At 62.0% G+C, this 18,995-nt stretch carries 15 protein-coding genes and 4 pseudogenes; 7 read left to right on the forward strand and 12 right to left on the reverse strand.

Annotation, left to right across the window (positions count from 1 at the left end):
- The first annotated feature begins 81 nt into the window (after positions 1–81).
- Positions 82–1,140: a BtrH N-terminal domain-containing protein gene (locus AC5ZH6_RS24740; protein WP_370530226.1), complete on the forward strand. Its 1,059-nt coding sequence runs from the start codon at positions 82–84 to the stop codon at positions 1,138–1,140.
- Between the two features lie 86 nt (positions 1,141–1,226).
- Positions 1,227–2,450, forward strand: coding sequence for an IS4 family transposase (locus tag AC5ZH6_RS24745; RefSeq protein ID WP_496167491.1), 1,224 nt, complete (start codon positions 1,227–1,229; stop codon positions 2,448–2,450).
- 515 nt (positions 2,451–2,965) lie between these two features.
- On the opposite strand, the pseudogene AC5ZH6_RS24750 reads toward AC5ZH6_RS24745, so the two are convergent.
- Together AC5ZH6_RS24750 and AC5ZH6_RS24755 are read right to left on the reverse strand one after the other, a co-directional pair.
- A pseudogene (locus AC5ZH6_RS24750) lies at positions 2,966–3,165 on the reverse strand (TetR/AcrR family transcriptional regulator); the annotation flags it as partial.
- Between the two features lie 354 nt (positions 3,166–3,519).
- Positions 3,520–4,161 (reverse strand): Mu transposase domain-containing protein, encoded by a 642-nt coding sequence (locus AC5ZH6_RS24755; RefSeq protein WP_026920504.1) that lies wholly within the window; start codon positions 4,159–4,161, stop codon positions 3,520–3,522.
- 234 nt (positions 4,162–4,395) lie between these two features.
- Between AC5ZH6_RS24755 and AC5ZH6_RS24760 the strand changes: the two genes are divergently transcribed.
- Positions 4,396–5,655, forward strand: coding sequence for an IS256 family transposase (locus AC5ZH6_RS24760; protein WP_336874021.1), 1,260 nt, complete (start codon positions 4,396–4,398; stop codon positions 5,653–5,655).
- A gap of 173 nt (positions 5,656–5,828) precedes the next feature.
- On the opposite strand, the pseudogene AC5ZH6_RS24765 reads toward AC5ZH6_RS24760, so the two are convergent.
- Positions 5,829–6,116: pseudogene (locus tag AC5ZH6_RS24765) on the reverse strand (integrase core domain-containing protein); the annotation flags it as partial.
- Here AC5ZH6_RS24765 and AC5ZH6_RS24770 point away from each other — a divergent pair.
- The 3 genes and pseudogenes from AC5ZH6_RS24770 to AC5ZH6_RS24780 form a co-directional block, all read left to right on the forward strand.
- Positions 6,010–6,980, forward strand: a pseudogene (locus tag AC5ZH6_RS24770) (IS3 family transposase); the annotation flags it as partial. The pseudogenes AC5ZH6_RS24765 and AC5ZH6_RS24770 sit on opposite strands and share 107 nt — an antisense overlap.
- A gap of 136 nt (positions 6,981–7,116) precedes the next feature.
- Positions 7,117–8,466, forward strand: a complete 1,350-nt coding sequence (locus tag AC5ZH6_RS24775) for an IS30 family transposase (protein WP_422393741.1) — start codon at positions 7,117–7,119, stop codon at positions 8,464–8,466.
- Between the two features lies 1 nt (position 8,467).
- Positions 8,468–8,809, forward strand: a pseudogene (locus AC5ZH6_RS24780) (integrase core domain-containing protein); the annotation flags it as partial.
- 90 nt (positions 8,810–8,899) lie between these two features.
- Here AC5ZH6_RS24780 and AC5ZH6_RS24785 read toward each other — a convergent pair.
- The 9 genes from AC5ZH6_RS24785 to AC5ZH6_RS24825 all read right to left on the reverse strand — a co-directional run bounded on the left by AC5ZH6_RS24785 (position 8,900) and on the right by AC5ZH6_RS24825 (position 18,502).
- A complete protein-coding gene (locus AC5ZH6_RS24785) occupies positions 8,900–9,838 on the reverse strand; it encodes an IS3 family transposase (RefSeq protein WP_211541884.1) in 939 nt (312 codons plus the stop codon).
- A complete protein-coding gene (locus tag AC5ZH6_RS24790; RefSeq protein ID WP_005195137.1) occupies positions 9,835–10,125 on the reverse strand; it encodes a transposase in 291 nt (96 codons plus the stop codon). Before AC5ZH6_RS24790 ends, AC5ZH6_RS24785 begins: the two co-directional genes overlap by 4 nt.
- A gap of 586 nt (positions 10,126–10,711) precedes the next feature.
- A protein-coding gene (locus AC5ZH6_RS24795) for an IS3 family transposase (RefSeq protein ID WP_085949120.1) occupies positions 10,712–11,850 on the reverse strand; the annotation gives its coding sequence in 2 pieces (ribosomal slippage) (positions 10,712–11,580 and positions 11,580–11,850; 1,140 coding nt in all).
- Between the two features lie 281 nt (positions 11,851–12,131).
- Positions 12,132–12,881 carry a TetR/AcrR family transcriptional regulator gene (locus AC5ZH6_RS24800; protein ID WP_026919816.1) on the reverse strand — a complete coding sequence of 250 codons (750 nt, stop codon included), beginning with the start codon at positions 12,879–12,881 and terminating at the stop codon, positions 12,132–12,134.
- A gap of 91 nt (positions 12,882–12,972) precedes the next feature.
- Positions 12,973–13,878: an alpha/beta fold hydrolase gene (locus AC5ZH6_RS24805; RefSeq protein ID WP_006369630.1), complete on the reverse strand. Its 906-nt coding sequence runs from the start codon at positions 13,876–13,878 to the stop codon at positions 12,973–12,975.
- Positions 13,868–14,938 carry a ferredoxin--NADP reductase gene (locus AC5ZH6_RS24810; protein ID WP_005195189.1) on the reverse strand — a complete coding sequence of 357 codons (1,071 nt, stop codon included), beginning with the start codon at positions 14,936–14,938 and terminating at the stop codon, positions 13,868–13,870. Before AC5ZH6_RS24810 ends, AC5ZH6_RS24805 begins: the two co-directional genes overlap by 11 nt.
- Positions 14,935–15,804, reverse strand: coding sequence for an SDR family NAD(P)-dependent oxidoreductase (locus AC5ZH6_RS24815; RefSeq protein ID WP_006369629.1), 870 nt, complete (start codon positions 15,802–15,804; stop codon positions 14,935–14,937). Before AC5ZH6_RS24815 ends, AC5ZH6_RS24810 begins: the two co-directional genes overlap by 4 nt.
- Positions 15,805–15,851: 47 nt before the next feature.
- Entirely contained in the window at positions 15,852–17,372 is a 1,521-nt protein-coding gene (locus tag AC5ZH6_RS24820) for a flavin-containing monooxygenase (protein ID WP_005195187.1), read from the reverse strand.
- Between the two features lie 161 nt (positions 17,373–17,533).
- Positions 17,534–18,502 (reverse strand): AurF N-oxygenase family protein, encoded by a 969-nt coding sequence (locus AC5ZH6_RS24825; RefSeq protein WP_005195186.1) that lies wholly within the window; start codon positions 18,500–18,502, stop codon positions 17,534–17,536.
- A gap of 133 nt (positions 18,503–18,635) precedes the next feature.
- Here AC5ZH6_RS24825 and AC5ZH6_RS24830 point away from each other — a divergent pair, with 133 nt between their 5' ends.
- Positions 18,636–18,974, forward strand: coding sequence for a DUF4873 domain-containing protein (locus AC5ZH6_RS24830; RefSeq protein ID WP_005195185.1), 339 nt, complete (start codon positions 18,636–18,638; stop codon positions 18,972–18,974).
- Positions 18,975–18,995 lie beyond the last annotated feature (21 nt).

The raw sequence follows: 18,995 nt of genomic DNA on the forward strand, positions 1-18,995 counted from the left end.
TGCCCGCTCGAACACCCGTGCCACCACCTGTCGGCCAGATCCCGTCGCACAGTGTCCACCACCACTAGGGAGACCATGACAATGTCCGAGTCATTGCTCGACACCTATCCACACCGAATGGGCGGCCATTGCGGCTCCAGCGCGATGCGCGACTTGATGGAGTGGTCGGGACTAGGCTTCGACGGGCCACCGAACGAGGGTCTGGTGTTCGCTCTGGGCGGAGCACTCTCGCTCACGTATGTTCGCACCGACGCCCTCGTGCCGCCGTTGTATCTGGTAGGACGTGGTCCTGACTTCGAGATGGACCTCCCCCGCCGTCTCGGCGCTACGGTGGAGGTCCGGTCCACCGACGATCCCCAGCTAGGGTGGGATCTCGTCCGCGACGAACTCGACCGCGGCCGGCCCGCGCTCGTGTGGGCCGAAATTGCTGAATTGCCCTACCTGCGCGTTCAGTTGCGCATGAGTCGCCACGATATCGTCATAGTGGGCTACGACAGCGACGCAGAAATCGCTTACGTCGCAGACAACGATCGCGTCGAAATTCAACAGGTTCCCTTCGACGCGCTGGCGCGAGCCCGACGCTCGATGACCTTCCCCGAGCCGACCCGACATACGCTCTTCCGCATTGACTGGCCCGAGGCGCTACCGTCAATCGCCGTCGTGGCTGCGGAGGCGTTCGCGCAATCTGCGGCATGCATGCGCGCGCCCGCAGGATCCACGATCGCCGGCCCTGTCGAACACTCGGGGACACACGGAATAGACGCAGCCCTAGCACTATCCTCTGACGTGGTGCTCTGGCATGAGCTGCCCTCCGACGTGCTCGAAGTCCACCTATTCAGTCTTGGTGCATTCATCGAGAAGGCAGGTACGGGTGGTGGCCTGTTCCGACGACTACTCGCGTGTGGCTGCGACGAGATCGCCCGACTGACCGGCGATGCTGCAACCAGCGACCTTGCCAGAGATGCTCACCGAGCGGCTGCAGCATGGACATCAGTCGCTCAGGCGGCCGTACACAAGGGCTCGACCGCTGCTACCCGGCTCGACCACGTCATCGAGGCCGCGGCGGTTCTAACTGACACTGAGTCGAGCCTTGCCACCTCACTGGACTCCGCCGCCAGATCCCTAAGGTCCGCCGTTTAGAAGAACTGCCAGCACCGCATCGGTGAGTGGCTGGCCCTAGCCCCAATACCGTTCAGTTAAGGTTACATGGGTGTAGTTTGTAGGGTATGCTTCGTGCTGGGTGGGTGAAGCCTGAGTCGGATCGTCGGTTGTCGGATGTGGTGTCGGTGGGCGTGTTGACGCGGACGTTTCCGCCGGATGTGGTGGACGAGGTGATCGCAGCGGCGGGCCGGACCGAGGTGCGTCATCGGGCGTTGCCGGCGCGGGTGATGGCGTATTTCTCGATCGGGATGGCGTTGTATGCCGAGGGCTCGTATGAGGATGTGTTATCCCAGCTCACGGATGGTTTGTCGTGGGCGTCGGGGTGGGAGGAGTCCTATCGCGTTCCGGGGAAGTCGGCGATCTTTCAGGCGCGGTCTCGTCTGGGGTCGGCGCCGATGAAGGCGTTGTTTGAGCGGGTCGCAGTGCCGTTGGGGCGGGAATCGACGCCTGGGGTGTGGTTGGCGGGGCGGCGGCTGGTTGCTGTGGATGGGACGTGTCTTGATGTCGCCGACACGCCGGTCAACGATGAGTATTTCGGGCGGCCCGGGGTGAACAAGGGTGAGCGGGCGGCGTTCCCGATGGCGCGGGTGGTGGCGCTCGCCGAGTGCGGCACGCACGCCATTTTCGCCGCCGCGGTGGGCACCTACGCCCAGTCCGAGGCGGTGCTGATCGAGTCGTTGCTACCGCATCTGACACCGGGGATGCTGGTCACGGCTGATCGTGGAGTGTTCTCGTATGCGTTGTGGCGCAAAGCTATAGCGACCAACGCGGATCTGTTGTGGCGGGTGAAGACCTCAGGTACAGGGCCGTTACCACGACATGTGAAGGACTTTCCGGATGGCTCGTGGCTGGCCGAATTGCACCAGACACATTCGGCCGCGGCGCGGCGCGCTGAGCCGATGCTGGTGCGGGTGATCGACTACACCATCGATGACGGCCGGGAGAACGCCGACCACTATCGGTTGCTGACCACGATCCTGGACCCTGACGAAGTCGGTGCGGTCGAGTTGGCTGCGGCCTATACCGAGCGGTGGGAGATCGAGATTGCCTTCGATGAGCTGAAAACCCACCAGCGCGGGCCCCGTACCGTGCTGCGTTCGAAGTCTCCTGATCTTGTGCTGCAGGAGATTTGGGGGCATCTGTGTTGTCACTATGCGATCCGGTCGTTGATGGTCGAGGCCGCCGGTCACGCCGGCCACGACCCCGACAGGGTCAGTTTCGTTGCCGCACTGAGGATTACCCGCCAATCGGTCGCCCACCAGGGCGACTTTCCCCCCTCACGACCCTGACACCACCAGCCGCAGCTGGCTCACCTTCCTCACTCGCCTCACACGCAGACTCAACCCCGCACGTCGACGACGAGCCAACCCACGCGTCGTCAAACGCAAATACGTGAAATGGCACGTCAAACGCGCTCACCACGCCTCCTGGCCGCAACCGACACAGTCACCGATCTACACAACCGACCCGCTTAACTGAACGGTATTGGCCCTAGCCCGGCCCTTTCGCATCTGGATCGACTGAGGTGGGTCGCTACCGGAGTCCGACGGGGTGAACCACGAGATCGTGGGCATCAGTTCCTACGAGTTGATTCGGTCCTACTGGTCGCGCCAGACCTGGGGCCTGACTGGCTCGCCGGCTTCATCACCGGGGGCGACGTGATGACACTAGATCAGGTGGTAGACGACGAGTCGTTCGACCCGCCCATCCGACACTTGGACAAGTGCTCCTCGCGATAAGGAACACAGTTGTGATCAAATACTGAGGGCGGAGACTGGGGCGGCACCGTCTCTCGCGAGCGGGATCAGTCTAGTCCGAGGCGAGTGGCGAACGCGGGGTCGCCGAAGGGTCTGTCTCTGCGGAAGCGAACGCCCACTGTGGCCGCAGCGCCGTCAATGATCCCCCAGACGTCTGATAGAGGTGCGCGGAGAACAGGTCCTTGCTCATTCCATTGAGCCGACCGTGATCGATCCACCATTGGGTAGCTGATAGGCCCGCCCCAAGATGGATCATGTCGCACCCGGATGTCGCCGAGGCCGCGGTGAGGCCACCGGCACCCCCGACGACGACCTGACCGCAGGGAGCCGACGCGCCCGATTCTTGTGTTCCCACACCGTCACCGTGGTCCCAGTTCGAGGTTGCACGGCAATCCCGTCGGCGGCGAGCTCTTTCACGAGCGGGTACAGCCTTTTCCCGGCAGGTTCGCCTGCGATAGATACGCCGCCGCTCGACGCAGCACCTCGTTCTCCTGCTCAAGCAGGCGGATCCGCTTACGGGCCTCGCGCAGTTCAGCGGACTCGGTCGAGCGTGACGTGTGCGGTCTCAGGAGATGCGTGACGTCGTGTTCTCGGGAGATGCTTACCGGCGGTGGGGCCGGTGGGCGTTGAAGTTGCGAATGGTCTTGGTGGTGGTTCGTGCGTGCAGTGACAGTTCTCTGGCGCCGTCGAGCACTCGTAGGTGGTGATCGTCGACGATGATGGTGACGATGGTGCCGGCGTAGGTCGGACTGACTCGGAGGCGTTGGCCGGCCACCATGATCTGACCGCTCTTGGGAACCCGGCGCTGCACGCTCTGCGGCCCTGACGGTGGCGCAGGCGGCAGCGGGGTGCTGGCTTCCCGAACTCCGGTCAAGCGGCGAATATTCTCTAGGTCAAGAGGATTGGGTAGCGTCTTGATCAGGTGGGTGCCGTTGGTCGCGTGGATCAACTCGCCGTCGATCCGCAGGGTGACCCGGCTGCCGGCCGTCACGACGCCGAGGGCGAGTTCATGTCCACGAACAATGACGATGCCGTCGCGGTTCGCGGTCCGGTCGATCTCGATAGCTCGCGGCCGATGGGTGGCGGTGGAGGTGTCGAACGCGGCTTGCGCCGGTCTGGGCCGGCCCGGGCGGGTGCCGCGGGCGCGGAGTCGTTGCAGGTCTGCGGTGGTCAGCTTCGACCGGACCGTCTTGATCACGATGTCGTCGCAGATGATGTACACGCTCGACAGGTCAGCCCACATCACGACACTGCGCTGCGCATAGTTTCTTTCCGACCCACACCTGTTGCACACCGGCAATAGTCACTACACCGGACGGCGGCACGACAGTGTCGAACTCAATGGAGTAGTGCCCCTTAGAGTGGTGTAACTCGGTGGCCGAGCCCGTCTACGAATCCGTGTTGTGCACGAATGTAGAGCGGCCACCGTGTGATCCTTCGAGTCAACCGTCTAAAGAATCCTCGAGGAGTCATCACGATGACCGCACCCCATATTGTCGACCCTGCAGGCCTGCTTAGCCAAGCCCTCTCCGACGCATCACCGGATCTGATGCGCGAGCTGCTGCAGACCATGATCAACGCCCTGCTTTCCGCCGACGCCGACGCCGTGTGCGGCGCCGAATGGAACGCCCGCACCGCCGAACGCACCAACCGGCGCAACGGCTACCGCCACCGGCCCCTGGACACCCGCGTCGGCACCGTCGACGTCGCCGTACCGAAGCTGCGCTCGGGCAGCTACTTTCCCGAGTGGCTGCTCGAGCGCCGCAAGCGGGCCGAATCCGCGCTGATCACGGTCGTGGCGGACTGCTACCTGGCCGGCGTCTCCACTCGCCGGATGGACAAGTTGGTCAAGACCTTGGGCATCGACTCGCTGTCCAAGTCGCAGGTCTCACGCATGGCCCAAGATCTCGATGAGCAGGTCGCCGCGTTCCGCCACCGGCGCCTGGACGAGGCCGGGCCGTTCACGTTCGTCACCGCCGACGCGCTTGCGATCAAGGTCCGGGAGAACAAGCAGGTCGTGAAGGCTTCGGTGCTGCTGGCCACCGGGGTCAACGGTGACGGGCACCGCGAGGTCCTCGGTATGCAGGTGGCCACCAGTGAGACCACGGCCTCGTGGAACACCTTCTTCGCCGACCTGGTCGCCCGCGGCCTGGGCGGCGTGCGGCTGGTGACCTCCGACGCCCACGCCGGCCTGGTCGAGGCGATCGCAGCGAACCTGCCCGGAGCCGCGTGGCAGCGCTGCCGCACCCACTACGCCGCCAACCTTATGGCGGTGTGCCCCAAGTCCATGTGGCCGGCCGTGAAAGCGATGCTGCACAGCGTGTACGACCAGCCCACCGCGGACGCCGTCAACGCCCAGTTCGACCGGCTGCTGGAGTACACCGAGCACCGCCTGCCCGAGGTCGCTGAGCACCTCGGCGATGCCCGCGAGGACCTGCTCGCCTTCACCGCGTTCCCCGACGACGTGTGGCGACAGATCTGGTCCAACAACCCCACAGAACGGCTCAACCGCGAGATCCGCCGCCGCACCGACGTGGTTGGGATCTTCCCCAACCGTGACGCCATCGTCCGCCTCATCGGCGCCGTCCTGGCAGAACAGACCGACGAATGGGCCGAAGGCCGCCGCTACCTCGGCCTCGAAGTTCTGGGCCGCTGCCGACTCACCCTGACCACCGGTACCAACACCGGCTCCACGACGGAGGTGAGCACCGATGACCTGATGCAACTGCCCGCCTGATCACCAACGAAGGATCAAAAACCAGTTACACCACTTCTAGGGGCTTGACCCTCAATGGCGGAACTCGACTGATCGGCCACGGTTGGAGCTGGCCGAACGACTTCGGCTTCCGGTCGGATCTCGGCACCAACAGGCTTGCTGGGCATGGTGTCGGGATCGGTGCTGCGACTGCGGAACACGCTGGCAGGGGTGGCCATGTTCAGCGACTGATGCGGTCTGCAGGTGTTGTAGGCGTGGACCCATTCGTCGATAGCCGTTTGCGCGGTCTCGATGGTGTCGAAGGCGCCAGTCTCGTCGAGATGAATCACCCTAGGTTTGATGCCGTTTCCTTCTGAGTTAGGAAGGATGAGCGTTATGCCGAAGAAGATCGATCCAGAGGTCCGTGAGCGGGCGTTGCGGTTGTTGCAGACCCATGGTGGTGAGTATGCGTCGCTGACAGCGGCGGCCGAGGCTGTGGCCAAGCAGGTCGGCGTTGGGAAGGAATCGGTCCGCCGGTGGGCGGTGCAGAATCAAGTCGATACCGGGCAACGCCCGGGCGTGACCTCGGAGGAATCGGCCGAGATCAAGAAGCTCAAGGCCGAGAACCGGCAACTGCGTGAGGACGTGGCGGTGTTGAAAGCGGCGACGACTTTCTTCGCGGGGGAACTCGACCCCCGCAATCGATGATCATCGCGTTCATCGACACGATGCGAGCTGAAGGTGTAGCGGTCGAGTCGATCTGCCGAGTCCTGCGGGAGCAGGGTTGCCAGATCGCCGCACGCACCTATCGGGCCTGGCGTTCGCGTCGGCCCGCCGCACGCACCATCAGCGACGCCCAGACTGTCGATGCGGTGCGTGAGGTCGCGTGGCGGGTCGATCACCAGGGACGGCGGCGGCTCACCCCGGAAGGGCTCTACGGACGCGTGAAGATGCGTGCACTTCTGGACCGCACCAGCATGCCAGGGGTGTCCTACGGTGCGGTGGACCGCGCGATGAAGATGTTGCACCTCAATGGTATTCGTCGTTCCAAAGGTATCCGAACAACGATCCCGTCCACGGATGGAATCCGGGCCGGAGACCTGTTGAACCGCACGTTCTGTGCTGCCGAACCGAACCGTGTGTGGGTCACCGACTTCACTTACGTCCGAACGTGGTCCGGATGGGTGTACGTCGTGTTCATCATCGATGTGTTCTCCCGCAAGATCGTGGCCTGGCATGCCTCCACGAGCAAGGACGCCACCTTGGTGACCATCCCTCTACGGATGGCGCTATGGCAACGTGACCGCGATGGTCATCCTGTCAAAGATGGTGAGCTGATACACCATTCGGATGCAGGATCGCAGGGTGAATTCAACTGGTCGTCGCAACACCTTGATCTTGGAGGTGTTGGCTTTGGCTACAGCAGACTGGAGCAAGAAGACCAGCGATGCGCCCACGGGGGTTCGTCGGCAGTGGCGAGCTGATCGTGCGTTGCGGCCGGCGATGCGTTCGCCGGGCCGGCCCGAGCCGTCGCGGGCGGTGCGACGTCAGTTTTGGGGGTTGATCGCGACGGGGATGAGCACGGCGGAGGCGTCGGTGGCGGTCGGCGTGTCGGTGCCGGTGGGGTCGCGGTGGTTCCGCCACGCTGGCGGAATGACGCCACTGAGTCTGGACGAGCCGGCGGGTCGTTACCTGTCGTTCGCTGAACGGGAAGAGATCGCGCTGCTCCGCGCCCAACAGTGTGGTGTGAGAGAGATTGCTCGGCAGATCGGACGCAGTCCGGCAACGATTTCGCGTGAGTTGCGCCGCAACTCCGCTACCAGGAGTGGGAAACTCGAGTATCGAGCCTCGGTGGCGCAGTGGAAAGCTGAGCAGGCCGCCAAGCGCCCGAAAACAGCGAAACTCGTGGCCAACGTCGAGTTGCGGGAGTACGTGCAGGAGCGGTTGGCGGGCACTGTCCGTAGCCCCTACGGCACGATCGTCGCCGGCCCCACGCCGCCGCCGTGGAAGGGGCTCAACAAGCCGCACCGGGCCGACCGGCGGTGGTCTCTGGCATGGAGTCCGGAGCAGATCTCCCAGCGCCTGCGGGTCGATTTCCCCGATGATGAATCCATGCGCATCAGTCATGAGGCAATCTATCAATCCCTGTTCATCGAGGGCCGTGGCGCGCTCAAACGCGAGTTGGTGGCGTGCCTGCGGACCGGGCGGGCATTGCGGGAGCCCCGTGCTCGCTCACGCAACAAGCCGCAGGGTCACGTCACCTCCGATGTCGTCCTCAGCCAGCGCCCGCCTGAGGCCCACGACCGTGCTGTCCCCGGCCACTGGGAGGGTGATCTCATCATCGGTGTGGGTCGGTCGGCTATCGGCACTATTGTCGAACGGCGCAGTCGCGCAACGATTCTAGTCCATCTCCCACGCTTGCAAGGGTGGGGTGAGCAACCGCCGGTGAAGAACGGGCCGGCACTCGGTGGCTACGGCGCCATCGCGATGAACGCGGCACTGACGGCGTCGATAGCGGCGCTGCCGCAGCAGTTGCGCAAGACGTTAACGTGGGATCGCGGTAAGGAACTGTCCGCTCATGCCCAGTTCGCGATGGATACCGGAACGCAGGTGTTCTTCGCCGATCCGCATTCGCCGTGGCAGCGACCGTCCAACGAGAACACTAATGGGCTGCTGCGCCAATATTTTCCGAAGGGAACTGACCTGTCACGGTGGTCTGCAAACGACCTCGAAGCCATCGCATACACCCTCAACAACCGTCCCCGAAAGGCCCTCGGCTGGAAGACCCCCGCCGAAGTCTTTGAAGGACAGTTACACTCACTACAACAACCCGGTGTTGCATGGACCGATTGAACCCGCCCAGTACACGTCAACACGGTTGACGCAGAAACTCTCACTGGAGAGTATCTCTGCGTCGATCGGATCGGTGGGAGATGCCTACGACAACGCGCTGATCGAATCAGCGAACGGCCTCTACAAGACCGAGTGCATCCGCACGACGATCTTCCACCAGGGCCCCTACAAGACCATCGCCGACGTCGAGTACGCCACCGCAGCGTGGGTCGACTGGTACAACTGCAGCCGGCTGCACTCGAGCATCGGCCTGATCCCACCCAACGAGTACGAGGCCAGCTACTACGCTGGACTCACCACCGAGCAAACCCCCACATTGGAGGCGGCACAAAACTTGGGGTGATTCACCCGGTTGAAACTCGCCGCCCACGCACCCTACGTCGACCTCCTGCTCGACGGAATTGTGGTTCCCCCGGAATCGTGGAGGACTCCTCTATGCGGCTTCGGGCTCGGTGACTGCGGTGTTCTCGTAGTCGACCGGACTCATCATCCCGATCGCGCTGTGGCGACGCTGGTGATTGTAGAAGCCGTAGCACCACTCCAACACGACCGCCTGCGCCTCCATGATAGTATGGAACTCGTTGCGTGACAACACTTCCCACTCCAAAGAAGAGAAGAATGCCTCCGCTGCGGCGTTGTCGAAACACGATCCGACCCGGCCCATCGACTGCCGGATACCCATCTTCTGGCACAGCCTGGTGAACCGTCTCGCGGTGTACGTCGACCCACGATCGGTGTGGAAAATCAGCTTCTGCGCATCGTCATCACGCCATATCGCCTGCATGCCGCCCCGCGTGGCGACCGCCATCTCGATCGCCGCACACGCCAACGCTGCATCCGGGTGACGACTGGTGGCCGCCCCCAGCAGGCGGCGACTGTAGAGGTCGATGACCGTGGCCAGATACAGCTTGCCCGCCGCGGTCGGGATCTCGGTGATGTCGCCGACCCACCGCTGATCGGGGCACTGTGCGGTGAAATCGCGACCCAACAAATCGGGGAACTTCGGGGCGGTCTTGTCCTGACGGGTCAGCCCGTTGCGCCGGCGGATCCGCCGCGCGACCAGGCCCTGACGACACATCGAATCAGCGACAGTCTTCTCGGTCACCGTCCACCCGTCAGCACGCAGATCCGCATGCAGGCGCGGTGACCCGTGCAGGCCGCGGGCCTTGTCGAACGCCACCGCCACGGCCCGGTCGATGGTGTCCCGGCGATAGTCGCGGGTGGTGTGCAAACCCGTTGCCGCACCCGGCGATTGGGTCCGCTTATGCCATTTGTAGAACCACGCCTCGCTGACCCCGAGCAGCCGGCAGGACACCGCGTGTGGCACCCGATAGTTGGTCCTCTGGTCGGCGATAAAGCGTGCCACGCTCACTTCGTCGCCTCCTTCACCCACAGGACCACTGATCGCTTGAGGACATCACGCTCCATGCGCAGCTCGGCGACCTCGTCACGCAACCGTTTGAGCTCAGCAGCGTCATCAACGGTCAGCTCGCCGCGGCCCTCCCGCTCGGCGCGCGCCCGGTTGACCCAGTTACCCAAGGTGCCCTCGTTGACCCCCAGGTCTCGAGCGACCTGGGCGATCGGCTTACCTGTCTCCTCGACGATCCGGACCGCCCCATCACGAAACTCCCGGTCGTACTTCTTCCGCTTCTCTGGCATCGTGCTCCTCATTATCGATGCCTCTACGGTTCGGGGGGAACCTCAGAATAGCCAGACTCGCAGTGCTTCCCGCGCCGGCCTGACCACCAGGCTCGATCCGATCATCGATCCAGAAAGGATGCTCCACCTCGGGACCGTGAACCCCGACGCCCACCGACGCCTCGGGCAACACGCCACGGCCCACACCCGGAATGCGGTCCTCAAACCACACCATCCGGACCACTCAACAAGGGACCGCCACCTCACGAAAGATTGAGGTTAGAGTGGTTGGCGGCCCAGAACCTTGATGGGCTCGGCGTGCCGGTGCTCCTTCAGCGCGAGAGTGAAGGCAAGCTCGGGGTTGCGACACAGCGTGCGAGACTGCACCGGAGAATGACTAGTTGTCGAGCTGACAACCAAGCGATTAAGCTGCGACAGGCCCGACGGCTGTGCTTTGCACACTGTCCGCCATGTCAACTTCCTTCATTTCGGCACTGATCGAATAATCCAGAAACCATTCCGGCATGGGGCACGACTTCGCGCGCTTTGTCCCAACTTCATAAGTTAGCCACGTATTGTGAGGGGGACCCGTTTGGTGGTCCAGTCGCTATGCGGCTTGGGATTGGTGGGTCGTGGTCCACTGTAGAGCGAATTCAGCGGGGCTGAGTTCGCCGTGGGCGCTGTGGGGCCTGGCGGTGTTGTAGTCGGTCCTCCAATCCTCGGTGATCACTTGGGCTTCGAGCAGAGAATCGAAGCGCCACGAGTTGAGCAGTTCATCGCGTAGTCGACCGTTGAACGATTCGATCCAGCCGTTCTGCCATGGCGAACCGGGGTCGATGAACAAGGCTCCGGTGCCGGTGAATCGGCACCAGTCGCGTACGGCGTGGGCGACGAATTCGGGGCCGTTGTCGAACCGCACGTAGACCGGCGCCCCGCGGGTCAAAGCCAGCGTGTCAAGGACTGCGACCACTTGGTCGGCGTCGATTGACCTGCCGATCTCGATGGCCAGACACTCTCGGGTGTACTCATCAATGATGTTGAGTAGCTTGATCGTACGACCATCAGCGAGGGTGTCGAATTGGAAGTCCATCGCCCAGATCACGTTCGGCCGGATAGGACACATCGCCCCTACGGTGACACCGACGCCGGTCAACCGCTTCTTTTTGCGGCGCTGGGGCACTCGAAGTCCTTCCTCACACCATAGTCGACGAATACGTTTGTCGTTGACCGCCCATCCGGATTTGCGTGCCATCTTCGCTGCTCGCCGCCACCCCCACCGGGGCCGGTCGGTGGAGAACCTGCGTAGCCAGGCCCTCAGCCTGGTGTCCTCGTCGTCCGCTGGTTGTGTCCTCAGGCGCATCGTCGAGCGGTGGATACCGACCACCGCACACGCCCGACGCTGAGACACCCCGAACCGTTCTTGCAGCACCGTCACGGCGCGGCGTTTACGGTTCGGGGTCAAAAGTTTCCCGACGACAGGTCCTTGAGCATGTCAATGTCGAGGGCCTGGTTGGCCACGAGCTTCTTGAGTCGGGCGTTCTCCGCCTCGAGTTCTTTGAGCCGCTTGGCGTCATCAGCTTTCATGCCGCCGTACTGGGCCAGCCAGCGATGCCACGTGGACTCCGCGACTTCGAGGTGCCGGCACACCTCGTCGAGTTCCTGACCAGCGGCGAGGAGCATATTGCCCTCGGCGAGCTTGCGGATGATCTGCTCCGGCGTGTGCCGGCGGCGCTTGTTCGATGTCATGACGTCGTTGATTCTTCCTGCTCGAACAATCGAGCAACAGAGTCCCACAACGACTGGACCACCCAGGAGGGCTCACCTCAGTCGCGCCAGACCTGGGGGCCTGACTGGCTCGCCGGCTTCATCACCGGGGGCGACGAGATGACACTAGATCAGGTGGTAGACGACGAGTCGTTCGACCCGCCCATCCGACACTTGGACAAGTGCTCCTCGCGATAAGGAACACAGTTGTGATCAAATACTGAGGGCGGAGACTGGGGCGGCACCGTCTCTCGCGAGCGGGATCAGTCTAGTCCGAGGCGAGTGGCGAACGCGGGGTCGCCGAAGGGTCTGTCTCTGCGGAAGCGAACGCCCACTGTGGCCGCAGCGCCGTCAATGATCCCCCACGACGTCTGATAAAGGTGCGCGGAGAACAGGTCCTTGCTCATTCCATTGAGCCGACCGTGATCGATCCACCATTGGGTAGCTGATAGGCCCGCCCCCAAGATGGAGGCCACTACGACGGCGACGAGGGACTCGTCGGCACCGACCGATTGGAGGCTACGGGCGAACTCGTCGGAAATAATATCCATTGCCGATCTCAGCTGATCCGCGGCCCCTCCCTCGCCGGACTCAGAATACTGAAACATGTGGTTCGTCATGAGGAAGCGGACGACCGCCGGATGCTCGTCGACCAATGACACGTATGCGGAGATCGCTGACCGGAAGAGCTCGTCGACGGAGTCCTGCTGTCCGGAGAGCAGAGTTGACTGTGCGGACTCCCACATCATCGAACCCAAACGTGCTGCCACAGCGGAATAGAGCCCAGCTCGGTCACCGAAATGGCGATAAAGCTTCGGCTTCGACGCCCCTGCCTCTTCCGCGAAGTCGTCCATGCTCACAGCGTCGCCAAACTTCTCGATCGCGCGTATTGCCGCGTCGACGAGTTCAGCCTTCACGATAGCGCGGTGGTCGTCCCAACGCGTGCTTCGTGCATCGCGCACACGACGTTGCACTTTCACCGGGGCTGCGGAGATTCGACGGACTACAGACATGACCCACCACGCTACCAGGATGGTTGACCGTCGCCCCAATAAGCACGTGGCGCACGCATGCAGTCGGCAGAGACATGGGTCGAAACGAGCTTCAAGCGGATCTGTCTAACCTGGCCACAGCTGAATTGAAGTCTTCAACGGCCTCTAGGTTGGACATGTGACCGACCTTGTCGAGAAGAGTGAATTCAAATAGAACGCCCTGCCGACCCAGTCGCGCTGCGAGATCCACCGAATGGGCCGCCGGGGTCAGTCTGTCGGCATCGCCCACGATGACCGCCGCCGGCACTGTCAGCGAGTCAACACCCCTGCTGACGTCGATTGTCGCCAAAACCGCACCCCACATCCCCCGCACCTGTGGTGGGCATCGCAACACGATGTCGGCGCACTCATCGATTACCTCGACAGTCGCGCCCGGGCCCAGGGTTCCGTAACGAATCAGGCGGCGAGACAAACGCGTGTCCTGCATCTCGGGTCCCGCGACCGCAAGACTAGCCGCGAAGGCCCGTTCAAGTCTCGGTCGTAGCTGGCGGGGAACTTTGAGTAACGTTGACCGATCCACCAACTGTGATGGCCCGGTGCTTGCCAGTACTACTCCGCGGGCCAGCTCCGACACCGAGGCTGGGTACTCAGCTGCCCAGCTCATGATGGACATACCTCCCATGCTGTGTCCGACCACGACAGCCTTGTCGGTGGGAGTGGCTACCGCCCGAACTACGGACTCCAAGTCATCGGCCAGAAGTCTCGCCGAGAACGGTACCCGGCCCCGGTCGCTCCACCCGTGTCCGCGTTGGTCGTAGACCACTACCCTATGCGTCGCCGCGAACTGTTCGATCTGTGGCCGCCAGAAACGCCCCTGACAGGCCCAGCCGTGACTAAAGACTAGAAGTGGAGCATCCCGGCCCGAGCCGAATTCCTGGGCGAACAACCTGGTTCCGTCGGAGGAGAGGACCTCGAGGTGCCGCGATCCTCGCGACTCGCTCGCTATCTCAGAGGTCATCGAAGCTCACCGTGACTGCATCCGTCAGCGGAAGTGCCTGACACGCAAGCCGTTCACCGTCGGCAATGTCATCTTCAACGAGGATGTGGTTTTGTGCCATTTCTACATCACCCTCAACCAGCTTGCATACGCACGCGCTGCAGGCCCCTTCTCGGCAGGAGTACGGGGCATTGTGACCTTGGGCCAATAGCACGTCGAGCAACGGAGTGTTGCGCGGCCACTCAGTCGTGATGGACTGCCCATTCAGATAGACCGTGGCGGTCGCCACACCATCGTCGTCACTGAGCTGACGCATCGTGGCTGTCTCGAATGGATCTCCGGTCAGTGACTGAAAGACTTCTCGATGTACCGAGGCGTGCTCGACACCGCAGGCCTCCGCCGACTTCTGAACCAGATCCATGAACGGCGCCGGACCACAGGTGTAGATCTGTGCACCGCGGTGCTCACGTATGGCGGATTCGACATCCTCAGGTGCCGGAATCCCCATAGCCGACTCCAACCAGTGGAAGACCGTGAAACGCTCGGGGAACTCGGAGGCGATCTGCGCCAGTTGGCCCTCGTACATGATCGACTCGGCATCGCGATTCGCGTAGAACAGTGTGACTTCGCCCCCGCCGCACACAAGCGCCGACTTAATCAGCGACAAGACCGGAGTGATCCCACTTCCTCCTGCAAAGAATAGAAAATCGACGTCGAGATTCTTAGCCGTGAAGTGCCCCGACGGCGGGAGGACGGTCAACTCCATTCCCGTCATCGCGTTGTCGCACAGCCAGTTCGATGCGTAACCGTTCTCCGTCCGCTTGATCCCGATCTCGAGACGGAAGTCCTCGACGTGAGGCGAGCTGCTCAACGAGTAGCATCGTGCGACATGACCGGTCCGATCAGATGGGATCTTCACGGTGATGAATTGCCCTGGGACATGCTTGAACTCCTCGACCATGGCATCGGGGATCTCGAACGAAATGGTGACGGAGTCTTTCGTTTCCTGGGTCACTTCTGAGACGCGCAAGGTGCGTGAGCGGGCTGCGGCAGCCGGACGTGCATCGGGTTCGACGGTCACTTGAGGATCCCCTGTCTACGTGCGACCGCGTAACCCGCCCGTGTCAGTGGCGCCGCGATGTCCTGGTAGCGGGGACCGATCACCCGTGCCACGAAGTCGAAACCGCGGGCGTCCGCACCGATCAACACTCGTGCCTTCTTCTTGTCCATACCTTTGAGGATTGTCGCCGCTGCTTTATCCGGGGTGCTTCGTGCGATCCTGTCGAACAGCGAGGCGACAGTCGCGGTGTCTGCCCCCATGGCGGAAACGCCTCGGGCATTGTTGACGATGTTGGTTTTTACACCCCCCGGGTGCACACATGTCACTGTGACCGGGTATCGACTGATTTTCATCTCCTGTCGGAGCGCCTCGGTGAAGCCTCTGACGCCGAATTTCGCGGCATTGTATGCGCTCTGGCTGGGGATTCCGATCAAGCCGAAGACGCTCGACGTGTTAATGAGATGTCCGTCCCCGGACGCGATCAGGTGAGGCAGAAACGCCTTCGACCCGTTAACGACTCCGCCAAAGTTGATGCCCATGAGCCAGTCGAAGTCTTCCCAGGTCATGTCGACCACGTCGACGCCCAAGGCCACGCCGGCGTTATTGAACACCATGTCGACGTGGCCCGACTCTGACCGCACTCCGTCGGCATAGTCCTGAAACGCACTGCGGTCCGCAACGTCTAGTACGGCGGCGGTTACCGTCGCCGCATACGTGGTGCGGCAAAGTTCTGCAGTCTCCTTCAAGTGCATCTCATCAATGTCGGACAGTGCCAGTGCGGCACCTCGCTCCGCCAACTGGAGTGCCAGAGACCGACCGATCCCTGACGCGGCACCGGTGATCACTGCCACCTTGCCTGTGTAATCATGCCGGTCAGAATTGCTCACTGTCGTCTCACCATTTCTACGAATCGTGTCTCTCCGTGCGTTCGGGCTCAGGCGATGTCGTACTCGGCGGGGTCGAAATCTTTTGTGGCGCGCCAGTACTGCCATGTGAAGCCCGGCCACACGGTCCGGTTGACGCCCTGCGAGTCGAGATACCAACTCGTGCAGCCGCCGTTGGTCCACACTCCCTTGGCCAGCTTCCGCTGGATGTCGGTGTTGAACTGTTCTTGCACGGACGGGCGTACGTCAACCTTCTCAGCGCCTCGGCTTTCTACTGTGTCGATGGCCTTCATGATGTATTTGATCTGTTGCTCGATCATGAACACCACTGAGTTGTGGCCGAGGCCCGTGTTGGGTCCGAGGAGGAAAAACAGGTTGGGAAAACCCTTGGTCGTGATGCCCAGGTGCGTGTTAATCCCCGTCTGATGCCAGTGGGACGGGAGATCCTCGCCAGTGGCACCTTTCAGGGCGAGCTGATCGAAACCATCAGTCACGTGAAAACCGGTCGCATAAATAATTACGTCGATGAGGTGCTCGACGCCGTCTGAGGTGATGATGGAATCAGCGGTGACCCTCTCAATCCGATCGCTGATGACGGTGGTGTTGGGCGCCGCAAGTGCAGGGTAATAGTCGTTTGATCCCAGAATTCGCTTACAGCCGATGCGATATGACGGGGTCAGTTTCTTGCGTAGTGCCGGATCAGAGATGGAGCGTTCAATGTTCCACCGAGCGACCCGTTCGATTGGCCGCATAAGGTTGGAGTGACCGTTGAGGCCGAAGGCTAGGCTCTCCGCACCCCAGTACACCGACCACCTGGCGATACGACGTGCAATCGGGAGTCTGCTCAGAAGAGTCCGCAGGGCCGGCGGAACGGTGAAATTCTTGCGGGGTAGGACCCAGGCAGGGGTTCGCTGGAAGACCTTGAGGGACATGGCCTCCTTCTGTACGAACGGCACAAACTGGATAGCGCTGGCACCAGTGCCGATCACGGCGACACGCTTGCCCTCCAGATCCACCGAATGATCCCACTGTGCGGAGTGAAACGCTTCGCCTTTAAAGTCCTCAATCCCCGAAATTTCGGGAAAATTGGGGATATGCAGCGCACCGACTCCTGAAACTACGAACTGAGCAATGTACTCACGTCCGGACTCAGTACGCAGGTGCCACCGCGACTCTGACTCGCTCCAGTATCCGGAAACCAACTTCTGACCGAAATGAATCTTTTGTGTCACGCCGCGCTTGTCCGCGACGTCTTGTAGATACCGCTCAATTTCTGGTTGTGACGACCACACCTTCGACCAGCTACCTCGACTTTCGAATGAGTACGAGTACATCAGCGACGGGACGTCACATGCACAGCCCGGATAGGTATTGTCGCGCCAGGTTCCACCGACGGAGCTTGCCTTCTCCAGGATTAGAAAGTCGCTGTACCCGCGACGTCTTAGCTGTGCGGCCATCCCGAGACCAGAGAACCCGCTTCCGATGATCAGAATCTTGGTCGAAATCGGGTCGTCGGTTGAGTCGGTTTTGGCGGCGGCGCGCGAGGCGCGCCGGGTAGTTGAAGATGCCATGTTTATGCTTTCTCCCTCGTGGGTTCGTTGGCACAACACATCACCTGCGCACAGTGGCAGCGGGTGATCTGTTGAGGCGGAAGTGATCGCGAAGCCATCGAGAATGCTCCGCACAGGTCTAACTGATGTCGACCGTGACGGCTCGGCCGCGTGAACGGAGATCAGCGGAGATCGTCGGGAAGGCTCCGCGTCGCGCGCCACATGGCCATTGTGAACTTGCCTTCCAGCATTCCCGCCTCATGGAAGAACCGAATCATGGGCTCCGACATGAACTGCAGGTTGGTCCGATAGTTTGGGCTGGTTTGTTGTGCCCATACGCCACGCCAGCGGCTAATTCCCACTGCGGGGTACACTTTCGGATTAATGAGCAGCGGGTACGCCAGGTTCGCGATGACGGCAAGCACCCCTCGGTGCCAAGCGCGCGTCGCCTTACGTCGACGCTGCATGCCTTCGATCATCTCCAGTCGCGCAAAGGTAATGTGACGGGCTTCCTCGAGGACATGGATCTTCATGAGCTGGCGAAGCTGAGGCTGCATACTGGGGTCGTTCATCGCCTCGCGCTGGGCGCGGTCCAGGATTTCCTCGATCAGCAGCGTGGCTCCGGACACCGACGGTCCGAGCGGGACGAAATGCAGGATCTTTGCGAAGCTCAAGAAGCCCTTAGGGAGCTTGTAAGGGGGCACGCCTGTTTTGTTAATGAGGCGCGCGAACATAGTGGAATGGCGGGACTCATCGCCGATTTCTGTTAGCGCGTATAGGGACTTCTGATCGGTTAGGGCCCCCTTTGCCGACATGCGCAGGAGCGCCGAACTCAAGAGGTTCTCTGCGTAGATGCCGAAACTGAGGATGCTCACGATCTCGTGGCGTCCCAGCTCGCGACGCTGCTCCTCGGTCATCTTGTTCCATAGTTTGGTGCCGTATAGCGACACCCGGTGCTCTGGCAGAAAGTACTTGCCTTCCTCCCAGGGCGACTCCCAGTCGATGTCGATCTCCGCGTCGTAGAACTTCTCCGCGGAAGACCGCAACAGACGACCTGCAGATCGTTCCATGTCGACGGGCTTGCGCCCGTTCACCCGGGCCATGCCCTCCTGTGAAAAGTCGGGCTTGATATGGGCATCCTGCACGGTCATGTCTTCTCCTCGGTCGTTCAAGGCTGGGAGTCGGGGCCTGGCGCCCAGTACCCATTACTCGCAGTATCTGGTACTGCTAGTATCCACGAACCGCGTTATTTGTCAACGCTCAATGCGAAGAAGGTAGGGCTGCATGTCTGACGACCATGACCTCGACTACTCCGGCGAAGGAACCCTGGTGTGCCGTGGGACGGAGATCCATGTCGAAGCGAAAATAAGAGGTTATTTCCAGCCGCTGAACGGCTTATACACCTGGTATGGCCGGATTCAGAAGAATGATGAGCTCGACGGGCTCCTGAAAGGCGCCCGCGCGATCGCTGTATTTACGACCGCTGAGGGGCGGGCGGAGTGTGTCGTCGGGGATCCCGACTTCTGGGGCCGATACCGCATCTCAGGTAAGAGCACCCCCCCATACCACCTGCCCACCACTCTCGAGGAGGTCGAAGACATGGCCGAGCACCACCACAAGTGACAATCATCCACCGCACGGACG

Source organism: Gordonia sp. YC-XJ4 (genome assembly GCF_059511865.1).

Excerpts from the sequence above, each read along its gene's own strand:
- AC5ZH6_RS24755 (WP_026920504.1), bottom strand. The coding sequence starts at position 4,161 with ATGTGGGCTGACCTGTCGAGCGTGTACATCATCTGCGACGACATCGTG.
- AC5ZH6_RS24740 (WP_370530226.1), top strand. The coding sequence starts at position 82 with ATGTCCGAGTCATTGCTCGACACCTATCCACACCGAATGGGCGGCCAT.
- AC5ZH6_RS24760 (WP_336874021.1), top strand. The coding sequence starts at position 4,396 with ATGACCGCACCCCATATTGTCGACCCTGCAGGCCTGCTTAGCCAAGCC.
- AC5ZH6_RS24790 (WP_005195137.1), bottom strand. The coding sequence starts at position 10,125 with ATGCCAGAGAAGCGGAAGAAGTACGACCGGGAGTTTCGTGATGGGGCG.
- AC5ZH6_RS24825 (WP_005195186.1), bottom strand. The coding sequence starts at position 18,502 with ATGACCGTGCAGGATGCCCATATCAAGCCCGACTTTTCACAGGAGGGC.
- AC5ZH6_RS24800 (WP_026919816.1), bottom strand. The coding sequence starts at position 12,881 with ATGTCTGTAGTCCGTCGAATCTCCGCAGCCCCGGTGAAAGTGCAACGT.
- AC5ZH6_RS24775 (WP_422393741.1), top strand. The coding sequence starts at position 7,117 with ATGCGTTCGCCGGGCCGGCCCGAGCCGTCGCGGGCGGTGCGACGTCAG.
- AC5ZH6_RS24745 (WP_496167491.1), top strand. The coding sequence starts at position 1,227 with ATGCTTCGTGCTGGGTGGGTGAAGCCTGAGTCGGATCGTCGGTTGTCG.
- AC5ZH6_RS24820 (WP_005195187.1), bottom strand. The coding sequence starts at position 17,372 with ATGGCATCTTCAACTACCCGGCGCGCCTCGCGCGCCGCCGCCAAAACC.
- AC5ZH6_RS24830 (WP_005195185.1), top strand. The coding sequence starts at position 18,636 with ATGTCTGACGACCATGACCTCGACTACTCCGGCGAAGGAACCCTGGTG.
- AC5ZH6_RS24805 (WP_006369630.1), bottom strand. The coding sequence starts at position 13,878 with ATGACCTCTGAGATAGCGAGCGAGTCGCGAGGATCGCGGCACCTCGAG.